At 39.5% G+C, this 15,632-nt stretch carries 17 protein-coding genes; 1 reads left to right on the plus strand and 16 read right to left on the minus strand.

The features are described from left to right. Nucleotides 1-11: 11 nt before the first annotated feature. Entirely contained in the window at nt 12-1,397 is a 1,386-nt protein-coding gene (locus CTY48_RS08815; protein WP_143452717.1) for an HlyD family efflux transporter periplasmic adaptor subunit, read from the minus strand. 218 nt (nt 1,398-1,615) lie between these two features. Between CTY48_RS08815 and CTY48_RS08820 the strand changes: the two genes are divergently transcribed. Further along, nucleotides 1,616-1,828, plus strand: coding sequence for a DUF378 domain-containing protein (locus CTY48_RS08820; RefSeq protein WP_099468134.1), 213 nt, complete (start codon nt 1,616-1,618; stop codon nt 1,826-1,828). 216 nt (nt 1,829-2,044) lie between these two features. Here CTY48_RS08820 and CTY48_RS08825 read toward each other — a convergent pair whose 3' ends face one another. From CTY48_RS08825 to miaA, 15 genes are all read right to left on the minus strand, one after another. Next, nucleotides 2,045-2,464 (minus strand): twitching motility protein PilT, encoded by a 420-nt coding sequence (locus CTY48_RS08825; protein ID WP_180272688.1) that lies wholly within the window; start codon nt 2,462-2,464, stop codon nt 2,045-2,047. Between the two features lie 104 nt (nt 2,465-2,568). Beyond that, nucleotides 2,569-3,549: a D-alanyl-D-alanine carboxypeptidase family protein gene (locus CTY48_RS08830; protein ID WP_236354842.1), complete on the minus strand. Its 981-nt coding sequence runs from the start codon at nt 3,547-3,549 to the stop codon at nt 2,569-2,571. Further along, the gene (locus CTY48_RS08835) at nt 3,533-3,928 is read right to left on the minus strand and encodes a methylglyoxal synthase (RefSeq protein WP_099468135.1); all 396 of its coding nucleotides are present in this window, start codon (nt 3,926-3,928) and stop codon (nt 3,533-3,535) included. The genes CTY48_RS08830 and CTY48_RS08835 overlap by 17 nt, the downstream gene beginning before the upstream one ends. A gap of 12 nt (nt 3,929-3,940) precedes the next feature. Continuing rightward, on the minus strand, nt 3,941-5,044 hold the full coding sequence (locus CTY48_RS08840) for an FtsW/RodA/SpoVE family cell cycle protein (protein ID WP_099468136.1): 1,104 nt from the start codon (nt 5,042-5,044) through the stop codon (nt 3,941-3,943). A gap of 17 nt (nt 5,045-5,061) precedes the next feature. After that, complete coding sequence (gene minE, locus CTY48_RS08845; RefSeq protein ID WP_099468137.1) at nt 5,062-5,337, minus strand: cell division topological specificity factor MinE; 276 nt, start codon at nt 5,335-5,337, stop codon at nt 5,062-5,064. Nucleotides 5,338-5,351: 14 nt separating this feature from the next. Continuing rightward, nucleotides 5,352-6,143 carry a septum site-determining protein MinD gene (gene minD / locus CTY48_RS08850; RefSeq protein ID WP_099468138.1) on the minus strand — a complete coding sequence of 264 codons (792 nt, stop codon included), beginning with the start codon at nt 6,141-6,143 and terminating at the stop codon, nt 5,352-5,354. A 36-nt stretch (nt 6,144-6,179) separates the two neighbouring features. Then, complete coding sequence (gene minC, locus CTY48_RS08855) at nt 6,180-6,851, minus strand: septum site-determining protein MinC (protein WP_099468139.1); 672 nt, start codon at nt 6,849-6,851, stop codon at nt 6,180-6,182. 29 nt (nt 6,852-6,880) lie between these two features. Continuing rightward, complete coding sequence (locus CTY48_RS08860; protein ID WP_099468140.1) at nt 6,881-9,724, minus strand: penicillin-binding transpeptidase domain-containing protein; 2,844 nt, start codon at nt 9,722-9,724, stop codon at nt 6,881-6,883. Further along, nucleotides 9,714-10,235: a rod shape-determining protein MreD gene (gene mreD, locus CTY48_RS08865; RefSeq protein ID WP_099468141.1), complete on the minus strand. Its 522-nt coding sequence runs from the start codon at nt 10,233-10,235 to the stop codon at nt 9,714-9,716. The genes CTY48_RS08860 and mreD overlap by 11 nt, the downstream gene beginning before the upstream one ends. Before the next feature lie 20 nt (nt 10,236-10,255). Continuing rightward, a complete protein-coding gene (gene mreC / locus CTY48_RS08870) occupies nt 10,256-11,098 on the minus strand; it encodes a rod shape-determining protein MreC (RefSeq protein ID WP_099468142.1) in 843 nt (280 codons plus the stop codon). A gap of 14 nt (nt 11,099-11,112) precedes the next feature. Further along, nucleotides 11,113-12,132 carry a rod shape-determining protein gene (locus CTY48_RS08875; protein ID WP_099468143.1) on the minus strand — a complete coding sequence of 340 codons (1,020 nt, stop codon included), beginning with the start codon at nt 12,130-12,132 and terminating at the stop codon, nt 11,113-11,115. A gap of 78 nt (nt 12,133-12,210) precedes the next feature. After that, nucleotides 12,211-12,924 (minus strand): RadC family protein, encoded by a 714-nt coding sequence (radC, locus tag CTY48_RS08880; protein ID WP_099468144.1) that lies wholly within the window; start codon nt 12,922-12,924, stop codon nt 12,211-12,213. A 37-nt stretch (nt 12,925-12,961) separates the two neighbouring features. Next, a complete protein-coding gene (locus CTY48_RS08885) occupies nt 12,962-13,225 on the minus strand; it encodes a DUF4321 domain-containing protein (protein ID WP_099468145.1) in 264 nt (87 codons plus the stop codon). Nucleotides 13,226-13,352: 127 nt separating this feature from the next. Beyond that, on the minus strand, nt 13,353-14,627 hold the full coding sequence (locus CTY48_RS08890) for a methionine gamma-lyase family protein (RefSeq protein WP_331463154.1): 1,275 nt from the start codon (nt 14,625-14,627) through the stop codon (nt 13,353-13,355). A gap of 55 nt (nt 14,628-14,682) precedes the next feature. Further along, entirely contained in the window at nt 14,683-15,627 is a 945-nt protein-coding gene (miaA, locus tag CTY48_RS08895; protein ID WP_099468147.1) for a tRNA (adenosine(37)-N6)-dimethylallyltransferase MiaA, read from the minus strand. Nucleotides 15,628-15,632: the final 5 nt, after the last annotated feature.

Consider the following 15,632-nt stretch of genomic DNA (forward strand, 5'->3'; position numbering starts at 1 on the left):
TAACGCTCCCTTTAATAAATAATGTCGTCCTCCTGAACTGCCGTGCCGTCTAATACAATATGGTCGTAAACAGCAATTCCATAAGTAGTTCCTTCTTCGACTATGTAATATTCTTCATTTTCAAATAAAATGTTAATCTGCTTAAACTGGGCATATCCCTTATTGATACTGTACACTCCTGTAAGCTTTGCCGTTTTTCCGATTGGATACCGTTCCGTGGAATCCGTTTTCACAATGTAATTACCCGCCTCAAATTCATGCGTATCAACGTAATAATCCTCATCTGTAGAATAATAAATCGTCGGCTGTACGAACTGAGTTATCGCCTTTCCGTCCGCGTCATAGGTTTCCACCAAAAAACCTGTCTCATTGCTGTCTCCGCCCTGCGTCGCATAATCAATCGGTATCGTATAAAACTCCTTTTCCACGATGGAGCTGACAGGTATTTTCAACCCTTCTATCTTACTCACAACAAGCTCTACATCGATAAAACGATCGGAAGCATAGCGGATAGCCGAGTTTGACAAATCTAACTTGCCATAGGGCTTACTGTTAATACGGATAATGCTGAAAGCGGCATTTGCCGTGACACCATCTTTTTTAAACTTAATCTTCATAACTGTCTTTTCCGCATATTCGGTTGCCTTATCCTCATCCAGAGGAATAATAATGGACCATGCCTCATCCGTGATTAGCTTGTACACTACATCTCCTGCATTTACAAGGTCCGAGGTCTTTACTACCGTCTTCGTGTAATTATCCTCATTCATCATATCTTCGGTGAGGGTATCCAGCGTAACCTCCTCATATCCGTCCGTAGAATATACAACCAGCCCCTCTCTCGGCGCGCTGCTTGTCGTAAATACACCTGCGTTTTCACTGTTTAAATCAGCAAGACTGTTCAATAAATTGACATTTACAAGCTCAAGTACTTTATTTTCAACATCATATTTAAAATTATATAACTCATCAAAATTGGTTGTATTAAAATTATTTGAAAAACTGGAAAATTCGGTCTTCAATGAATTGATATCATCATTTGAGAGTGTGCTTTCACTGCTTGTCTGATCGGATAAAAGCTGTGCAAGCTGTCCTGTCTCGTCAATCGTATAAACCGTTTGTCCTGCTCCGATTTTCTCGCCCTCACGCGCATAGAAGTTAATATATCCCGCATTCTCAGCCGTCACCTTTGTTTCACTGCGCAAAACAAACCCATGATAGGTATTATTCGTGGCCAAAGAGCCTTTATTTACCTCATAGACGGATATATGCGGATTTATGGCATATAATACTATACTAATTACAACGTAAACGAAAATAATCCCAAATATAACCATTCCGATATTTATATTCAAGGGTTTGCGGTATTTCGTGACCTTTTTATTTCTTGATGCCAAAAGAATGTCCTCCCTTTTGTCTCGCTCCTGCAATTCAATCACCTATCATTATATAAAATTTATCTTATTATATCAACCAAAACAATAAATTAAATTTTAAAATTGAATATATATATTACCGTTCAGCCTACAATATTGCCACGCTTTAATGGAATATATTACCACTTATATTTTAGCAAAAAAATATCAAACTATTACTAGATAAGGAGGTAATGAAAATGGATTCAAGAGGCTTAGATTATACATTATTAACCATTGCAATCATCGGAGCCATAAATTGGGGGCTCATAGGATTTTTCCGCTTCGATCTTGTTGCATTTCTCTTTGGAGAAATGACATTATTCACAAGAATCGTTTATGGCATTGTAGGCTTATCAGGTCTTTATGTTATAAGCCTGTACGGAAGAATCGGCGCGATGAACAAGGCATAGGCTTCTATTGCTATGTAGATTAGAGAATGTGCTTGGCACATTCTCCGCGCCCAAGCGGGTTGCGCAGCAACCACTTTCACTCTGCGAGGTGCGCATTTGGCATGGAGCGCCTTTTTATATACTAGGAAATTTGTAGAAATTTCCTAGTATATAAAAAGAGCCGTTGCTTATGACAAATTTGTCCTTTGCAACAGCTCGAAATATTCTCTCTAATATTTATAACGATTCCTTAATATATCCTTTTAGACCTTCCGGTAAATTGCTTTCATCATCTGATACACTGACTGTAAAAGACACATTGTAATTCTTACTTATTAAATCTAGTTTGTTTATCGCCTTTTCAATCTGTGAGCTCTCAAGATGAGCAACTTTCAAAAAACTATCAAGATAAATTTCTTCCAAATCATAATCCTGTGAAACAATCCCACAGATAAAACCAATAAATTCATCACAACTTTCAATCGGATAATCCAATACGTTAATCAATCTGACCTTATTGCTTAGTTCATGGATATTTCTTTTACTCTTATCTAAGTATACTATGTTCCCCGAGGTTTCTTTTACCTTTTCGTTAACCGCTTTCAGTAATAGTTTTGTCTTCCCTTTACCCTTTTTCCCTACAATTAAACTTATCATTGCAATCTCCTCCTTAGACATATTGTACCAACAGAAAAACACAATATAGTTAATGCATTAACGGTTGCTTACATTATAGCCTAAATAAGGAGGAAAAACAACTATTATTTGTTGATTTCTTCTAAAATATCAGTCATTTGTGTATACAATATACTTCGGTTCTCAGCCTTTAAAACAATGGAAATATAAGGGTTACCTTCACTGTTTTGACTAAGCAAAATCAAACAGGAACCTGCCGCACTTGTCGTACCGGTCTTACCGCCGATAACAGTAATTCCATCCGGCGCACTGGCATTTCCGTTTAAGAACAAATTGGTCGTCTTAAATGTGATTTCCTTTGGTGTTCCGTTACTTAATGTATACGTGGTTGTCCATGAATCGGTATTGATAATCTCAACAAATTTATCATATTTCATTGCCGCATTAAAAATCAGATATAAATCATATACCGTTGTGTAATGTTCATCATCAGAAAGACCATGCGGATTTACAAAGTGGGAATTTGTTGCACCGAGACTTTGTGCCGTCTCATTCATAAGTGTGGCAAAATCCTCCACACTGCCCGAAATATATTCTGCAATCGCCACTCCGGCATCATTTCCGGAATACATAAGCAGACCATGTAATGCCTGTTCAAGCGTTATCTGGTCTCCTTCTTTAAAGCCGATTAGCTGTGCACCATCCTCCTTGATTTCTACGTTTGATGAAACCGTAATCACGTCATCTAAGTTTCCCTTTTCCAGAGCAATCAGCGCGGTTAAAACCTTGGTAAGGCTCGCCGGATATAATCTTTCTGTCGCATTGTTTGCATAGAGCACCTCATGGGAGTCCACGTCAAAAAGAGCGGCAGCTTCCGAAAGTGATGCATCCACATCATCCGATAACACGTTGCCGCTAACAACACTTAAATCAGCCGCAAAGGGCTTTAAGGTCAAACTCTCAGAGGAGTTTGTAATATTGAAGGCATAATCATTACTTGCAATATCATATTCATTTGTAAATTTCTTATCCGCACAGCCTGTAAACAAAACAGACGCCGTCAATATCACGGAAAGCGAAAGTTTTAACTTATTTGTACATTTCACGCCACTCTAAGTCTCCTCTATCCAGAGATTTGATTAACAACTCTGCGGTAGCCAAATTGGTTGCCAACGGAATATTATGCATATCACATAAGCGAACTACATTATTTACATCCGGTTCGTGAGATTTTGGAGCCAACGGCTCTCTCAAAAAAATAACAAGGTCAATCTGGTTATGCTCAATCTGAGCTCCCAATTGCTGTTCTCCTCCTAGATGTCCTGCCAGATATTTGTGAATATTCAAATTGGCTACTTCTTCAATCAATCTTCCCGTTGTGCCCGTGGCAAACAACTCATTTTTACTCAAAATTCCACGGTATGCAATACAAAAATTCTGCATTAATTTCTTTTTTGAATCATGTGCAATTAAACCTATATTCATTTGATAACCTCCTTAATATTTTTTAGGCTGAAGCCCGACATTAAAAACAAATCCCATTCCACCAATGATACTGACCAAAGAGGTTAATCCATAACTTACAAAAGGTAGTGGAATACCGGTGTTTGGCATAAGACCCGTTGCAACACAGATGTTGACAAAGCTTTGGAATATAATTAATGCCGCCATTCCGGTGCAAATAAGCGTACCGGACAGGTCTTTTGCATTTCTGCCAATCTGAATGCACTTCAATGCAATTACCAATAATAATATTATTATAACACATCCGCCGACAAATCCAACTTCTTCTCCGATAACTGCAAAAATAAAATCGTTATGCGGCTCTGAAATGAAATTCCCGTTTTTTACGGAAGAAATAACATTGTTGTTAAGTCCTTTTCCAAAGAGCTGTCCGGAACCAATCGCTATAATAGAATTGGATTGCTGGCGCGCCAAATCGGAATATTGATCCGGCTGTAACCATGCAAGTATTCTGTTTGCCTGATATCCTTGGAGTAATGTCTGCCCGGGCTGTAAAATAATACTGATGGCAATTGCCGCAAGCGGAATGCAAACGGCTGCAACGCTTAATATTATTTTATAACTTAATCCCGCAACATACAAGAGGGCACAAAAAATTAATGCTACCACAATACTTGTTGACAGAGCAGGCTGCTCCTTTATCAGATATAATGGAACAGCGATTAACAAAATGGTTGCTCCCAATACTTTAAACGTATTAAGCTGCTCCTTATATTTTTCAAAAAACCTGGCAAAAAACAAAATCAAAAGTATCTTGCTGGTTTCAGAAGGTTGAAAACGTATTCCCGCAATCTCAAACCATCTGACCGCACCACCGGCATCATCGCCCAAAAGCTTAACCAAAAGCAACAGTATGATATTTACAATATAGAACACCCAATAAAAATTAAGGATAAAAGAATAATCAATTAAGGACACGACAATTAATGCTGCCAATCCTAGAAAAAGTCCTATAATCTGCTTATTCTGAACAGAAGCCCTCGCACTTCCGACAAAAAGTATTCCCATGACAGAAATGGCGATAATTAAAATTAATAGTGTAAAATTGTAATTTTTTAATTGATACTGTTTTAACATACTGTTTCACCTGTCTCTTACTCGGAAGTCTGTTTTAGCTTTTTAATCGGTATATTCGCATAAATAGCCGGAACACCTTTTGCACTTCCTTCAATGTCTGTTTGAGTAATCTGAATATCCAGACCCTCAGTGTCTACTTCCAAATATTTTGAAATCACTTTAATAATATCATTTTTAATCATTTCCATGACTTCTGGTGAGCAATTAGCCCTATCTGATATTAATACCAGTTTTAAACGATCTTTTGCAACATCGCTTGAATTTTTCTTCCGGAAAAAATCCATAATATTCATACTAACTGCCTCCTCTAGTTTTTCTTAAACAGATTTGCAAGCTTTGCAAAAAAATTATTTTCTACATTTAGATTCAAAAACGGAACTTCTTCACCCATAATTCTATGACAGATATTCATATATGCCTTTCCTGCCATCGTATCAGAGCCTACAAGCGGCTCACCCTGGTTGGTGGAAATAACAATCGCCTCATCATCCGGCACCACACCGATTAAGCTGATCGCAAGGATGTCCACTACATCATCCATCGACATCATATCTCCTCTTCTTACCATATCCATTCTGAGGCGATTTACAATCAAGTCGATTTGCTTCATGCTGTTTGCTTCCAAAAGGCCAATGATACGATCCGCATCACGAATCGCTGATACCTCCGGTGTTGTAACAATAAGTGCTCTGTCTGCACCGGCGATGGCATTCTTAAAGCCCTGCTCAATACCTGCCGGACAATCAAGAATTATGTAGTCGAATTCTTCCTTCAATTCATCTGTCAGTTTTTTCATCTGCTCCGGAGTTACAGCCGTCTTATCTCTTGTCTGTGCTGACGGAAGCAGGTAGAGATTAGGATATCTCTTATCCTTAATCAAAGCCTGTTTTACACGGCAATTTCCTTCTACCACATCAACCAGATTGTACACAATACGATTCTCTAACCCCATTACAACATCAAGATTTCTTAATCCGATATCCGTATCAATAAGAACAACTTTTTGGTCCAGTTTGGCAAGCCCTGTTCCCACATTTGCGCTTGTCGTGGTTTTTCCCACGCCGCCTTTTCCCGATGTTACTACAATTACTTCACTCATACCATGTTTCCCTCCAAAATTAATCTTTTTGTTTTGTTATAATTTTATATCATTCAGTACAGATTTTGTGATTGGCTCAATATAGATGTTTCCATCTTCCACGTATGATATCTTTGGTTCATTTCCCATGATTTTTCTCGTTTCATCTGAACTTCTTGCAATAACATCCCCAATTCTTATTTGTACCGGATTCATCTCAAGTGCCACGACAAAAGAAGAATTGTTTCCAGCCGCACCGGCATACACATTTCCCTTTAACGCACCAAGTATAATAATGTTTCCCTTTGAAATAACCTTGGCTCCGGGATTGACGTCTCCTAAAATAACAAGGCTTGTCTCCGACTCCAGTACCTGTCCGGAACGAAGCGTTCCCTTATAGAATTGTCCGTCTCTGGCACCGACATCGTTTAGCTTGTCCTCCAGCGTCTTTTTAAATTTCTCTTCTCGCTGTTCATCTTCATCCACAATGCAAACTATATGAATTTTAGAATTTTCTGAAATAACATTCAGAATATCTTGTTCTTCCTCATTTGTCAACTTTCTGCCCTCAAAGGACAATACCATTTTTGCATCCTTAAAGAACTTTTCTGATTCTTTAAATTTCTTTGCAATTTCTTCTAATAACTCATTGTATGGAAGTGTCTCATCTAATCTGACCACAATCCCGTACTTATTACTCTTAATAACAACCGAGTTATTATTACTCATTCCCTATTTCCTCCTTCATCAGAGTCTGACTAGTCTCCTGCAATAAACGAATCCGGTTCAGCAGCTCTTCCTGTAATGATTTCTGATTCATCGGCAAGGTTAAAATAGTATTTTACTACATCTCTGCCAACTTCTGCCGCATTGGATGAGGCATAACCATTTGCAATTTGAACCGTAATTGCAATTTCAGGATTATCATAAGGCGCGTACGATACAAACAATGCATGATTCGGCTTTGTTGTAACCTCCTGTGCCGTACCGGTTTTTCCTGCAACCGGAAAATCAATATTTTTAAAAGCACTCAAATTTTCTACTACCATTCGCATGCCTTCATGTATCGAAGTCCAGGTTGATGATTCAACGTCATCTAATGTATTATATACTGTTGGCTCATAATCTTCAATAACATTTCCGCCAGAATCTGTAAGTTTATCCAAAAGTGTCAAATTATAAGCTGTTCCGCTGTTTGCTATTGTTGTCACATATCTGGACAACTGGACATTCGTAAAGTTGTTCGTACCCTGTCCGATAGCAGAACGAACGGCATCCTCGTTTGTAATTTGTGGGGTTGACTCTGTAATTTCAACACCGCTCGTTTCGCCAAGTCCATACATCGTTGCATATTTTTTCAGTTTATCCAGACCAAGCTGGTTAGAATATTGCCCTGAAGCTGTTGTGCCTAGTCTCCAGCCAACCTCATAGAAGAAATAGTTACAGGAATCTCGCAACGCCTCTGAAACATTGATTTTTCCGTGTGTGGTATGACTTGCTGTAAATATCCAGCACTTTGGCGGCATCTCAACCTTATCAAACTCACCCAAATCCTGTATCTGTTCCGAAGGTGTAATCACACCCTCCTCAAGACCCGCTGTCGCAGATACCATCTTAAAAGTAGAACCCGGTGCCGTTTTTTGCTGTGTAGCACGGTTTAACAACGGATATGATTTGTCATTTAAAAGCTGATTATAGTAATCCGCATCAATGCTGTTGGCAAACTTATTATTGTCATAGCTTGGGTATGTGACAAGTGCCAATACATTTCCTGTGTTTACATCCGTCACAACACAAGAGCCTGAGTTTGGCCACAACGCAAGCTGTGCCGGTGTAATTTCAAGACTCTTAATCTTTTCCACTATAAACTTGTACGCTCCGCCTGCCCCAAAGATTGCTTCGCTCGGAGTCACGCCTTCCGTCTCTGCTAATTTCCCTTGTTCGTAAAGCATCAGACAGATTTCCTGACCGGACAAGGTATTTTCTTTAATCATATATTTATATAATTTTTTATCAAATTCCGTATTATTCGTTAGGCTTATCTCAATGTAAGACACAAGTGATTGAAAAATTTCAGCAGAATCTGCATATTGGCTTTCTACATTTATCTTCGTGATGTCAATCCAGTTTTGTGAAACCGCATATGCCAGATATTCTCTAAGGCTGATTGTCTCATTCTTCCATGCCTTATAGATCTCATCCTCCGTATCAACCGCATCCTTAATAATAACGCCATTGTCACTTAAATAAGTAACCAAAAAAGTGACATATACCTTCATCTCATCGCTCAAATTCTGATAAGGCGTGGAAACACTTCCGGTGAGCTGGTCTGCTATATTTGCTATGACAGAGGCCTTCTTTGCTTCATACTTTGCATAGACAGCGCTTTCTGTCTCCTTTGCATCACTAGCCGAAAAATGATTGATATCTATCACGTTGTTGTCCAAAAGAGCAAAATAGACATCATCAATCGGTATCACAATATCACTCGCTGTCGCGTTTGCCGCCGGAACATATTCCTTGATATTCTGGATTCTGGATACGAGAACACCGGCAAGCTTCTGCTCAATAATATTATAAATTGCCTCCTGCAAATCTTTTTCAATCGTCAGATGAACGTCATTTCCCGCAACAGGCTCAGTTCGATAATCGGTTTCAACCACCTTACCCAAGTTATCGACATATACCCCCTCCGTACCGTTTTCACCCTGGAGATCTGTCTCCATGTATTTTTCAATACCAGACTTTCCGACTACATCCGTAAGCTCATATTTTTCACCGCTCTCCGTCAAAGAGGTCAGTTCCTCCTGCGAGATTTTCCCGGTGTATCCGATAATATGAGAAAAATATTCACTGTCTACATATTTGCGGACAGAGCCTTCCTCAATGTTCACACCTTGCAGCTTATCAGAATTTTCCTTCACTACCGCAACCGTCTTATCACTGACATCGGAAGCTACCGTGACAGCCAAATACTTTTGGTAGCTGTTTGCTGCCAGAGCATAGCGGACCGTAATAATTTTAAGTGCTTCTTCATCCGTATAGATATCGGCAATGTCATATTTCTTATCACTTCGAAGATAATTAATCACATCAAGAGGAGTTGCATTTTTCTCTTCCTCTGTTAATTTCTCCACGTCTGCTTCTCCGTATATATCTCCCAAAAATCGGAGGAGCTGCGCGTCAGAAACGGTATAAGAAAAATTCCCTGCCCCGTCAAGCACAATGTTAAAGTCATTGTTCATGTCATCGCCGTTGGTTTCCACAATTTGAATCAACTGATGAATCACATCATTTAGCTTCTCATTCTTTTGGGCTGTGCTTGCATAAGTTCCGTTGTCCTCAATCGTCACTGCATAAGCCAGTTCATTATATGCCAAAAGCTCGCCGTTTGCATCATAGATTTTTCCGCGAGTGCTTGGGATGGTTCTCTCTTTTTTTATTGTCAGCGTAAAATTTTCCAAATATGTATTGCCCTTTATAATTTGCAATTGGAAAATTCGATTAATCAGAACCGCAAACATAAGACAAAAAATGATTGACAATATAAAAAGTCTTGATTTTACAATATTGGCTATAATTTCTTTTATATTATGAAACAAATTTGCTTGCACTCCTTTTTTCTTTCAATTCCAATCTACGGTTTATCGCTCTGAGTACCCTGTAAAATACAATGGTAATTACGATTGTATAAATCACTTCCGGAATGATAATGTGAATGAGATAGTAACCAAAATCAAGTCTCGTCCGAAGAAGAAACAGAAAAATATAAATAATAAGTCCATATGCAAAATCACTCATCGTGATTAATATCATTGGAAGCTTAATATCTTCATCGTAGAAAATTTTATTAAAAAATCCATTTACATAACCAATGTACATATAAACAAGGGCATAAAAGCCCAATACATCGCCATAAAAAATATCAATCAAAAATCCACAGAAAAAGCCAACAACCAAGCCTTCCTTTTTTCCTCTCATCAGTCCGAAGGAGGAAGTGATTACAATAAGAAGATTCGGAGCGATATTTCCTAATGCCAATCCCCGAAATAAGGTGCCTTGCAGACAAAAGCATATGATAATAAGAAGAGCTAACACTACTTTTCGTTTCATTTATACACGCCCTTCCTTCTTTATTCCTTTAAATCAGTAATTACCAATACTTCTTCTAAATGTTCAAAATCCACAACCGGAGTTACATAGCCGGAGCTTGTAAGATTATTGGCATCTGTTGTCTTTTCACTGATATATCCGATTAGAATACCCTGTAAGTATTTATCACTGATATTTGAAGTGACAATTCTGTCTCCGACACTGACCTTATTCTCCTCATCACTCAACTGACTAAAATGAATAACGCCCTGCCCCATCAGCTTCAAATCACCCGTCACGATACAGATATCCGAGGTATCAAGCACCATAGCACTCACATTGCTTGAGTCATCAATAATAGAGCGAACCGTTGCCCAGTTCGGACCGATATCAATAATAATACCGACCAGACCGCTGCCTGCAATAACATTCATATCAACTGCAAGCCCGTCATTTGTCCCCTTGTCAATAACAAAGGTACTAAACCAGTTTCCTGCTTCTTTTGCCGTCACGCGCGCTGCCACTTTTTTATAGCTTGGATATTTCTCATCCAGCTCATATAATTCCCGCAGACGTGCCAGTTCATACTTATCCTGCTGCAATGTACTGTTTTCAATTGTCAGTTCATCTACCTTTGCCTGCAGCTCTGCGTTTTCTTCCATCAAATCCTGCAAATTCTGGAGCTGATCCACCTTATTGCTGATTGATCTGCCGACATAGTTGATTCCGTTTTGTATCGGAACAAAGACATAACCCGAAACCGCTTTTAACGGACCGGCTGCCAAATCTGTGGTAAACGTAACAAATATCATTGCCACACAAAATAGTGTGACTAACAGTAAAAGATATTTACTTGGCAATGAAAATTTTGTTCTTCTTTTCATGTTACCACCTCTGTCTATCTGCTATTATTCGGATTTTTGGTGGAATAAGCAAGCTTTCTGTATGCCGAATCGTTTATCATCTTACTAAAACCTCTTGCAACGCTTTCCGACGGCTTATCACACACATTTACTTTTAATCCTGTCTCTTTATTAAACATCTTATCTAAATCTTTAATTAAGGAAGATCCGCCTGTTAAATAGATTCCGGCTCTGATAATATCAGCGCCAAGCTCCGGCGGTGTTCTCTCCAATATAACCTTCACGGAATCGATAACGCTGTGAAGTGGCTCACTGATTGCCTCATAAATCACCTTGGAGCTGATTGTGAGTTCAGACGGAAGTCCGGTCACAATGTCTCTTCCGTATACACTTGCACTTGTATCATCCGGCTCCAATGCATTTGCCAGTTCTTTTTTAATTGCTTCCGCTGTTTTATCACCGATAATAAAGTTAAAGTTTCTCTTGATATAGTTGACAATTGCCTCATCAAATTTGTTTCCGCCAATCTTAATAAGACGGCTCACCACAATACCTCCGAGTGAAACGATGGAGATTTCGGTCGTGTCCGCTCCGATGTTGACAATCATAATACCCTGAGAGCTTGTAACATCAATGCCAAGTCCCAATGCATCCACAATTGCTTTTTCTGTAATCAATACTTTCTTTGCCTTTACATTGGCATTTTCTACCAAATCATAAAAAGCTCTCTTTTCTACCTCTGTAATGTCTGTCGGTACCGCGATATAATAATCTGCGTTTTTCAGATTGCTCTTTGACACCTTTTCCAGCATTTTTTTCAGAATAAGCTGCATACTTTTAATATCGGCAATTACCCCATTACTCATCGGATAAGTTACCTTAATGTTAGCAGGTGCCTTTTCATACATCTCAAAAGCCTCATCACCCACTGCAAAAAGTACGTTTTTATTCATAATAGCAACTATATTTTTCTCGTTTAATATAGCATCCTCATCATCGTTATATATTTTAATGTTACTTGTACCTAAGTCGATACCAAAAATATTACTAGCCAAATTATTGACCCCCTTCTTCACTTTGTATATTTACTGTTATTTCATATTTTGTACAATTTTTATCATAATATTTCAAATCTACATCAGCCCTTCTTCTCTCAGACTTACATATCTTCTGTCCCCGATTATAATATGGTCCAGAAGCATGATTCCGACGAGTCCACCCGCTTCTTTTATCCGCTTTGTCGCAGTAATATCTTCTCTGCTCGGAGTCGGGTCACCGCTTGGATGATTGTGAATTAAAATAATATAGACAGCACTATTATTCAAGGCTTCCAAAAATATCTCCCGTGGAGATATAAGCGAGGAATTTACCGTTCCCTTTGATACCACTTTATCGCTTAAAAACTGATGTTTCGTATCGACCATGATAAGCAACGTAACTTCCTGGTTTACAAATCTCAAATCCTCCATATAATAGTCTGCTATTGTACGGGGATTATTCATACACAGCCTGCTTCTTGCGGTTGTCTTCGCAATCCTTCTGGAAAATTCAGCAATACATTTGATTTGAACCGCTTTTACCATACCTATCCCACTGATTGCCTGCAAGTCTTTCAAGGACAATTTTGTGATGGATAGCAAATCTTCTTCGCTGCCGGTAAGACGCAGCACCCTTTTTGCCAAATCAATCGATTTTTCTTTTTGGGTTCCTGTCCTTATTATGATTGCCAATAATTCCGCATCTGATAAGGATTCCGGTCCAAATTGCATAAATTTTTCATACGGCTGCTCTGATTTAGGCATTTGCTTCATGGTAGAGCATGCATTTTCTTCAAGATGTTTTTTCATAGAGTTCTCTCTTTCCCAACATCTCTCCAGCTTTTCCTTACAATATCCGATATATGGTAATTGCCAGTACTACCCCAATAATACCAGCTATCGTGATTTTAATATTAAGCCCGAAGGTAATGACCAAAATCCCTAGATTCAATATAATAGGATTCTCAAAACCAAAGCTCTGCCCATAATTCAACCAATCTAAGTAAGCTACTCCCTCGGTCATCATTCCGATGAATCCACCTAACACAACGCCTGCTAAAATCAGTAAAAACAATGACCACGTATTCTTATTTCTACTAATGCTGCTCATAGAAGCCTCCCTTTGCTCTTGTAAATTGTGAGCGCATGGTTTCCATAAAAACCTTATATAAACTGCGCTTTATTTACAACAAACAATCTTAATTGTATCATAAATACCACCTGTTGTATACAAAAAATTACAGTTTTACAATATCTGCCTCTTTTAGTTTTTGCAGAGACATCATAATTCCAAGCTTTGCATGCTGCCATGTAAGCCCCCCTTGGAAAAATACGGAATAAGGCGGTTTAATCGGTCCGTCAGCGCTTAATTCAATCGAAGAACCCTGTATAAAGGCACCTGCTGCCATGATAACATCGCTGTCATATCCAGGCATCGCCCACGGCTCCGGCACCACATGGCTGTCAACAGGAGCTGCTGCCTGAATCCCCTTGCAAAATTCAATAACTCCCTCCGGTGTCCCAAACGTAACTGCCTGAATGATATCGTGTCTGCTCTCCGTGCTGTTAGGTGCCACAAAAAATCCCAGCTTTTCATATATGTTCGCTGCAAAGATCGCACCCTTCAAGGCTCCTCCCACCACAGTCGGTGAAAGAAAAAGTCCCTGATAAAATGACTGCGTAATGCCAAGCGTTGCGCCTACTTCCTTTCCAAGCCCCGGTGAACTTAAGCGGTACGCCGCATTGTCAACAAACTCTTTTTTCCCGACAATGTAGCCGCCGATAGGGGCTAGTCCTCCGCCCGGATTTTTGATAAGGGAACCGACTGCCAAATCTGCACCTACATCCGTCGGCTCGATTCGCTCCACGAATTCACCATAGCAGTTGTCAACCATACAGATAACATCCGGCTTGATTTCCTTGACGAATGTAATCAACTCACCGATACGCTCTACGGAAAGGGTCGGTCTTGTCTGATATCCCTTTGAACGCTGGATTGTCACAAGCTTTGTTTTCTCATTGATTGCCTTTTTAATATTCTCATAGTCAAAAGAGCCGTCCGCAAGCAAATCAACCTGTCTGTAGGAAATTCCGTATTCCTTTAAGGAACCTCTTGATTCGCGGATACCGATTACCTCCTCCAACGTATCATAAGGCTTTCCGACAGGAGAAAGCAGTTCATCTCCCGGTCTTAAATTGGCGGAAAGTGCAACATTTAAGGCATGAGTTCCGCAAATAAGCTGTGGTCTTACAAGTGCCGCCTCCGCATGAAAAACAGATGCATAAACCTCCTCCAAGGTGTCTCTTCCAAGATCGTTATAGCCATAGCCGGTGGTTGCGGCAAAGTGGATATCGCTCACCCTGTTTTTCTGCATCGCTTGGATTACCTTTAGCTGATTGTATTCCACCGTTTCATCTATCGCTTCAAATCTTTCCTTTAAGCCTTCTAACACCTTAATTGCGAAGGCATGAACCTGGTCGTCAATTCCAAGGTCCCTATACAATTCGTTCATTTCTAAATTCATTTTTTCATACAGAGTGTGAGTTACACCCTTATCCTTCCTACTTCTATTTCATCTTTTTCTCTTTTAGTACGGCAAGCATTTTATCTAAAACCTTGCCCTTGTCATAATCAAATTCCGGCAAGTTAAGCCACGTAACCTCCGACTCTCTCTTAAACCATGTAATCTGCCTTTTGGCAAAATGTCTGGTGTCTCTCTTTAATATATAGACAGCCTCCTCCAAAGAGATTTCACCGTCAAGATAGCTTAACAGCTCCTTGTAGCCAAGTCCCTGCATGGACACCATATTCTTCGTGTAACCTTTTTCTCTCAAAAATGTAACCTCGTCCAAAAGACCTTTTTCAAGCATTATATCAATTCTTTTATCGATACGCTCATATAATACTTTTCTGTCGTCATTCAGCACAAAATAGGCAAAGTTATAGGCTGCCTCTTTGCTTCGCTGCTCCTCGTTATGCTCTGAAATCTTTTGCCCGGTCAGCTTGTAAAATTCCAATGCCCGAATTACACGTTTTACATTGTTAAAGTGAATCTGCTCAGCCGATGCTTCATCTACCTGTTTTAGCATATCATGAAGGTATTCTGCACCTTTTTCCTGAGCCAGCTCCTCAAGCTCTGTGCGGTAAGCTGTCTCTTCCTTCGTCTCGGTAAAATCAATGTCGTTTAGCACCGCCTGAATATAAAAGCCTGTTCCGCCGACCAGAATAGGAATTTTTCCTTTGTCGTAAATCTCTTGTATATACCGTTTGGTATAGGACTTGAATTTCACGACATTAAACTCCTCCTCCGGCTCAAACTCATCGATCAGATAGTGTTTGACGCCATCCATCTCTTCCTTTGTTATTTTTGCCGAGCCGATATCCATGTATTTGTATACCTGCATGGAGTCGGCAGAGATAATTTCCCCGCCGACTGCCTTTGCAAGCCGGATAGAAAGCTCTGTTTTCCCTACTGCGGTAGGTCCTGTCAATATAATAAGGTTCTTTTTCAAATCAT

The organism is Konateibacter massiliensis (assembly GCF_900184995.1).
Lineage (GTDB): Bacteria > Bacillota > Clostridia > Lachnospirales > Lachnospiraceae > Lachnotalea > Lachnotalea massiliensis.

Bases quoted from the DNA above. Each gene is read 5' to 3' on its own strand.
- CTY48_RS08820 (WP_099468134.1), top strand. From the start codon at position 1,616: ATGGATTCAAGAGGCTTAGATTATACATTATTAACCATTGCAATCATC.
- CTY48_RS08825 (WP_180272688.1), bottom strand. From the start codon at position 2,464: ATGATAAGTTTAATTGTAGGGAAAAAGGGTAAAGGGAAGACAAAACTA.
- CTY48_RS08835 (WP_099468135.1), bottom strand. From the start codon at position 3,928: ATGAATATAGGTTTAATTGCACATGATTCAAAAAAGAAATTAATGCAG.
- CTY48_RS08840 (WP_099468136.1), bottom strand. From the start codon at position 5,044: ATGTTAAAACAGTATCAATTAAAAAATTACAATTTTACACTATTAATT.
- minE (WP_099468137.1), bottom strand. From the start codon at position 5,337: ATGAATATTATGGATTTTTTCCGGAAGAAAAATTCAAGCGATGTTGCA.
- minD (WP_099468138.1), bottom strand. From the start codon at position 6,143: ATGAGTGAAGTAATTGTAGTAACATCGGGAAAAGGCGGCGTGGGAAAA.
- minC (WP_099468139.1), bottom strand. From the start codon at position 6,851: ATGAGTAATAATAACTCGGTTGTTATTAAGAGTAATAAGTACGGGATT.
- mreD (WP_099468141.1), bottom strand. From the start codon at position 10,235: ATGAAACGAAAAGTAGTGTTAGCTCTTCTTATTATCATATGCTTTTGT.
- mreC (WP_099468142.1), bottom strand. From the start codon at position 11,098: ATGAAAAGAAGAACAAAATTTTCATTGCCAAGTAAATATCTTTTACTG.
- radC (WP_099468144.1), bottom strand. From the start codon at position 12,924: ATGAAAAAACATCTTGAAGAAAATGCATGCTCTACCATGAAGCAAATG.
- CTY48_RS08885 (WP_099468145.1), bottom strand. From the start codon at position 13,225: ATGAGCAGCATTAGTAGAAATAAGAATACGTGGTCATTGTTTTTACTG.
- CTY48_RS08890 (WP_331463154.1), bottom strand. From the start codon at position 14,627: ATGAACGAATTGTATAGGGACCTTGGAATTGACGACCAGGTTCATGCC.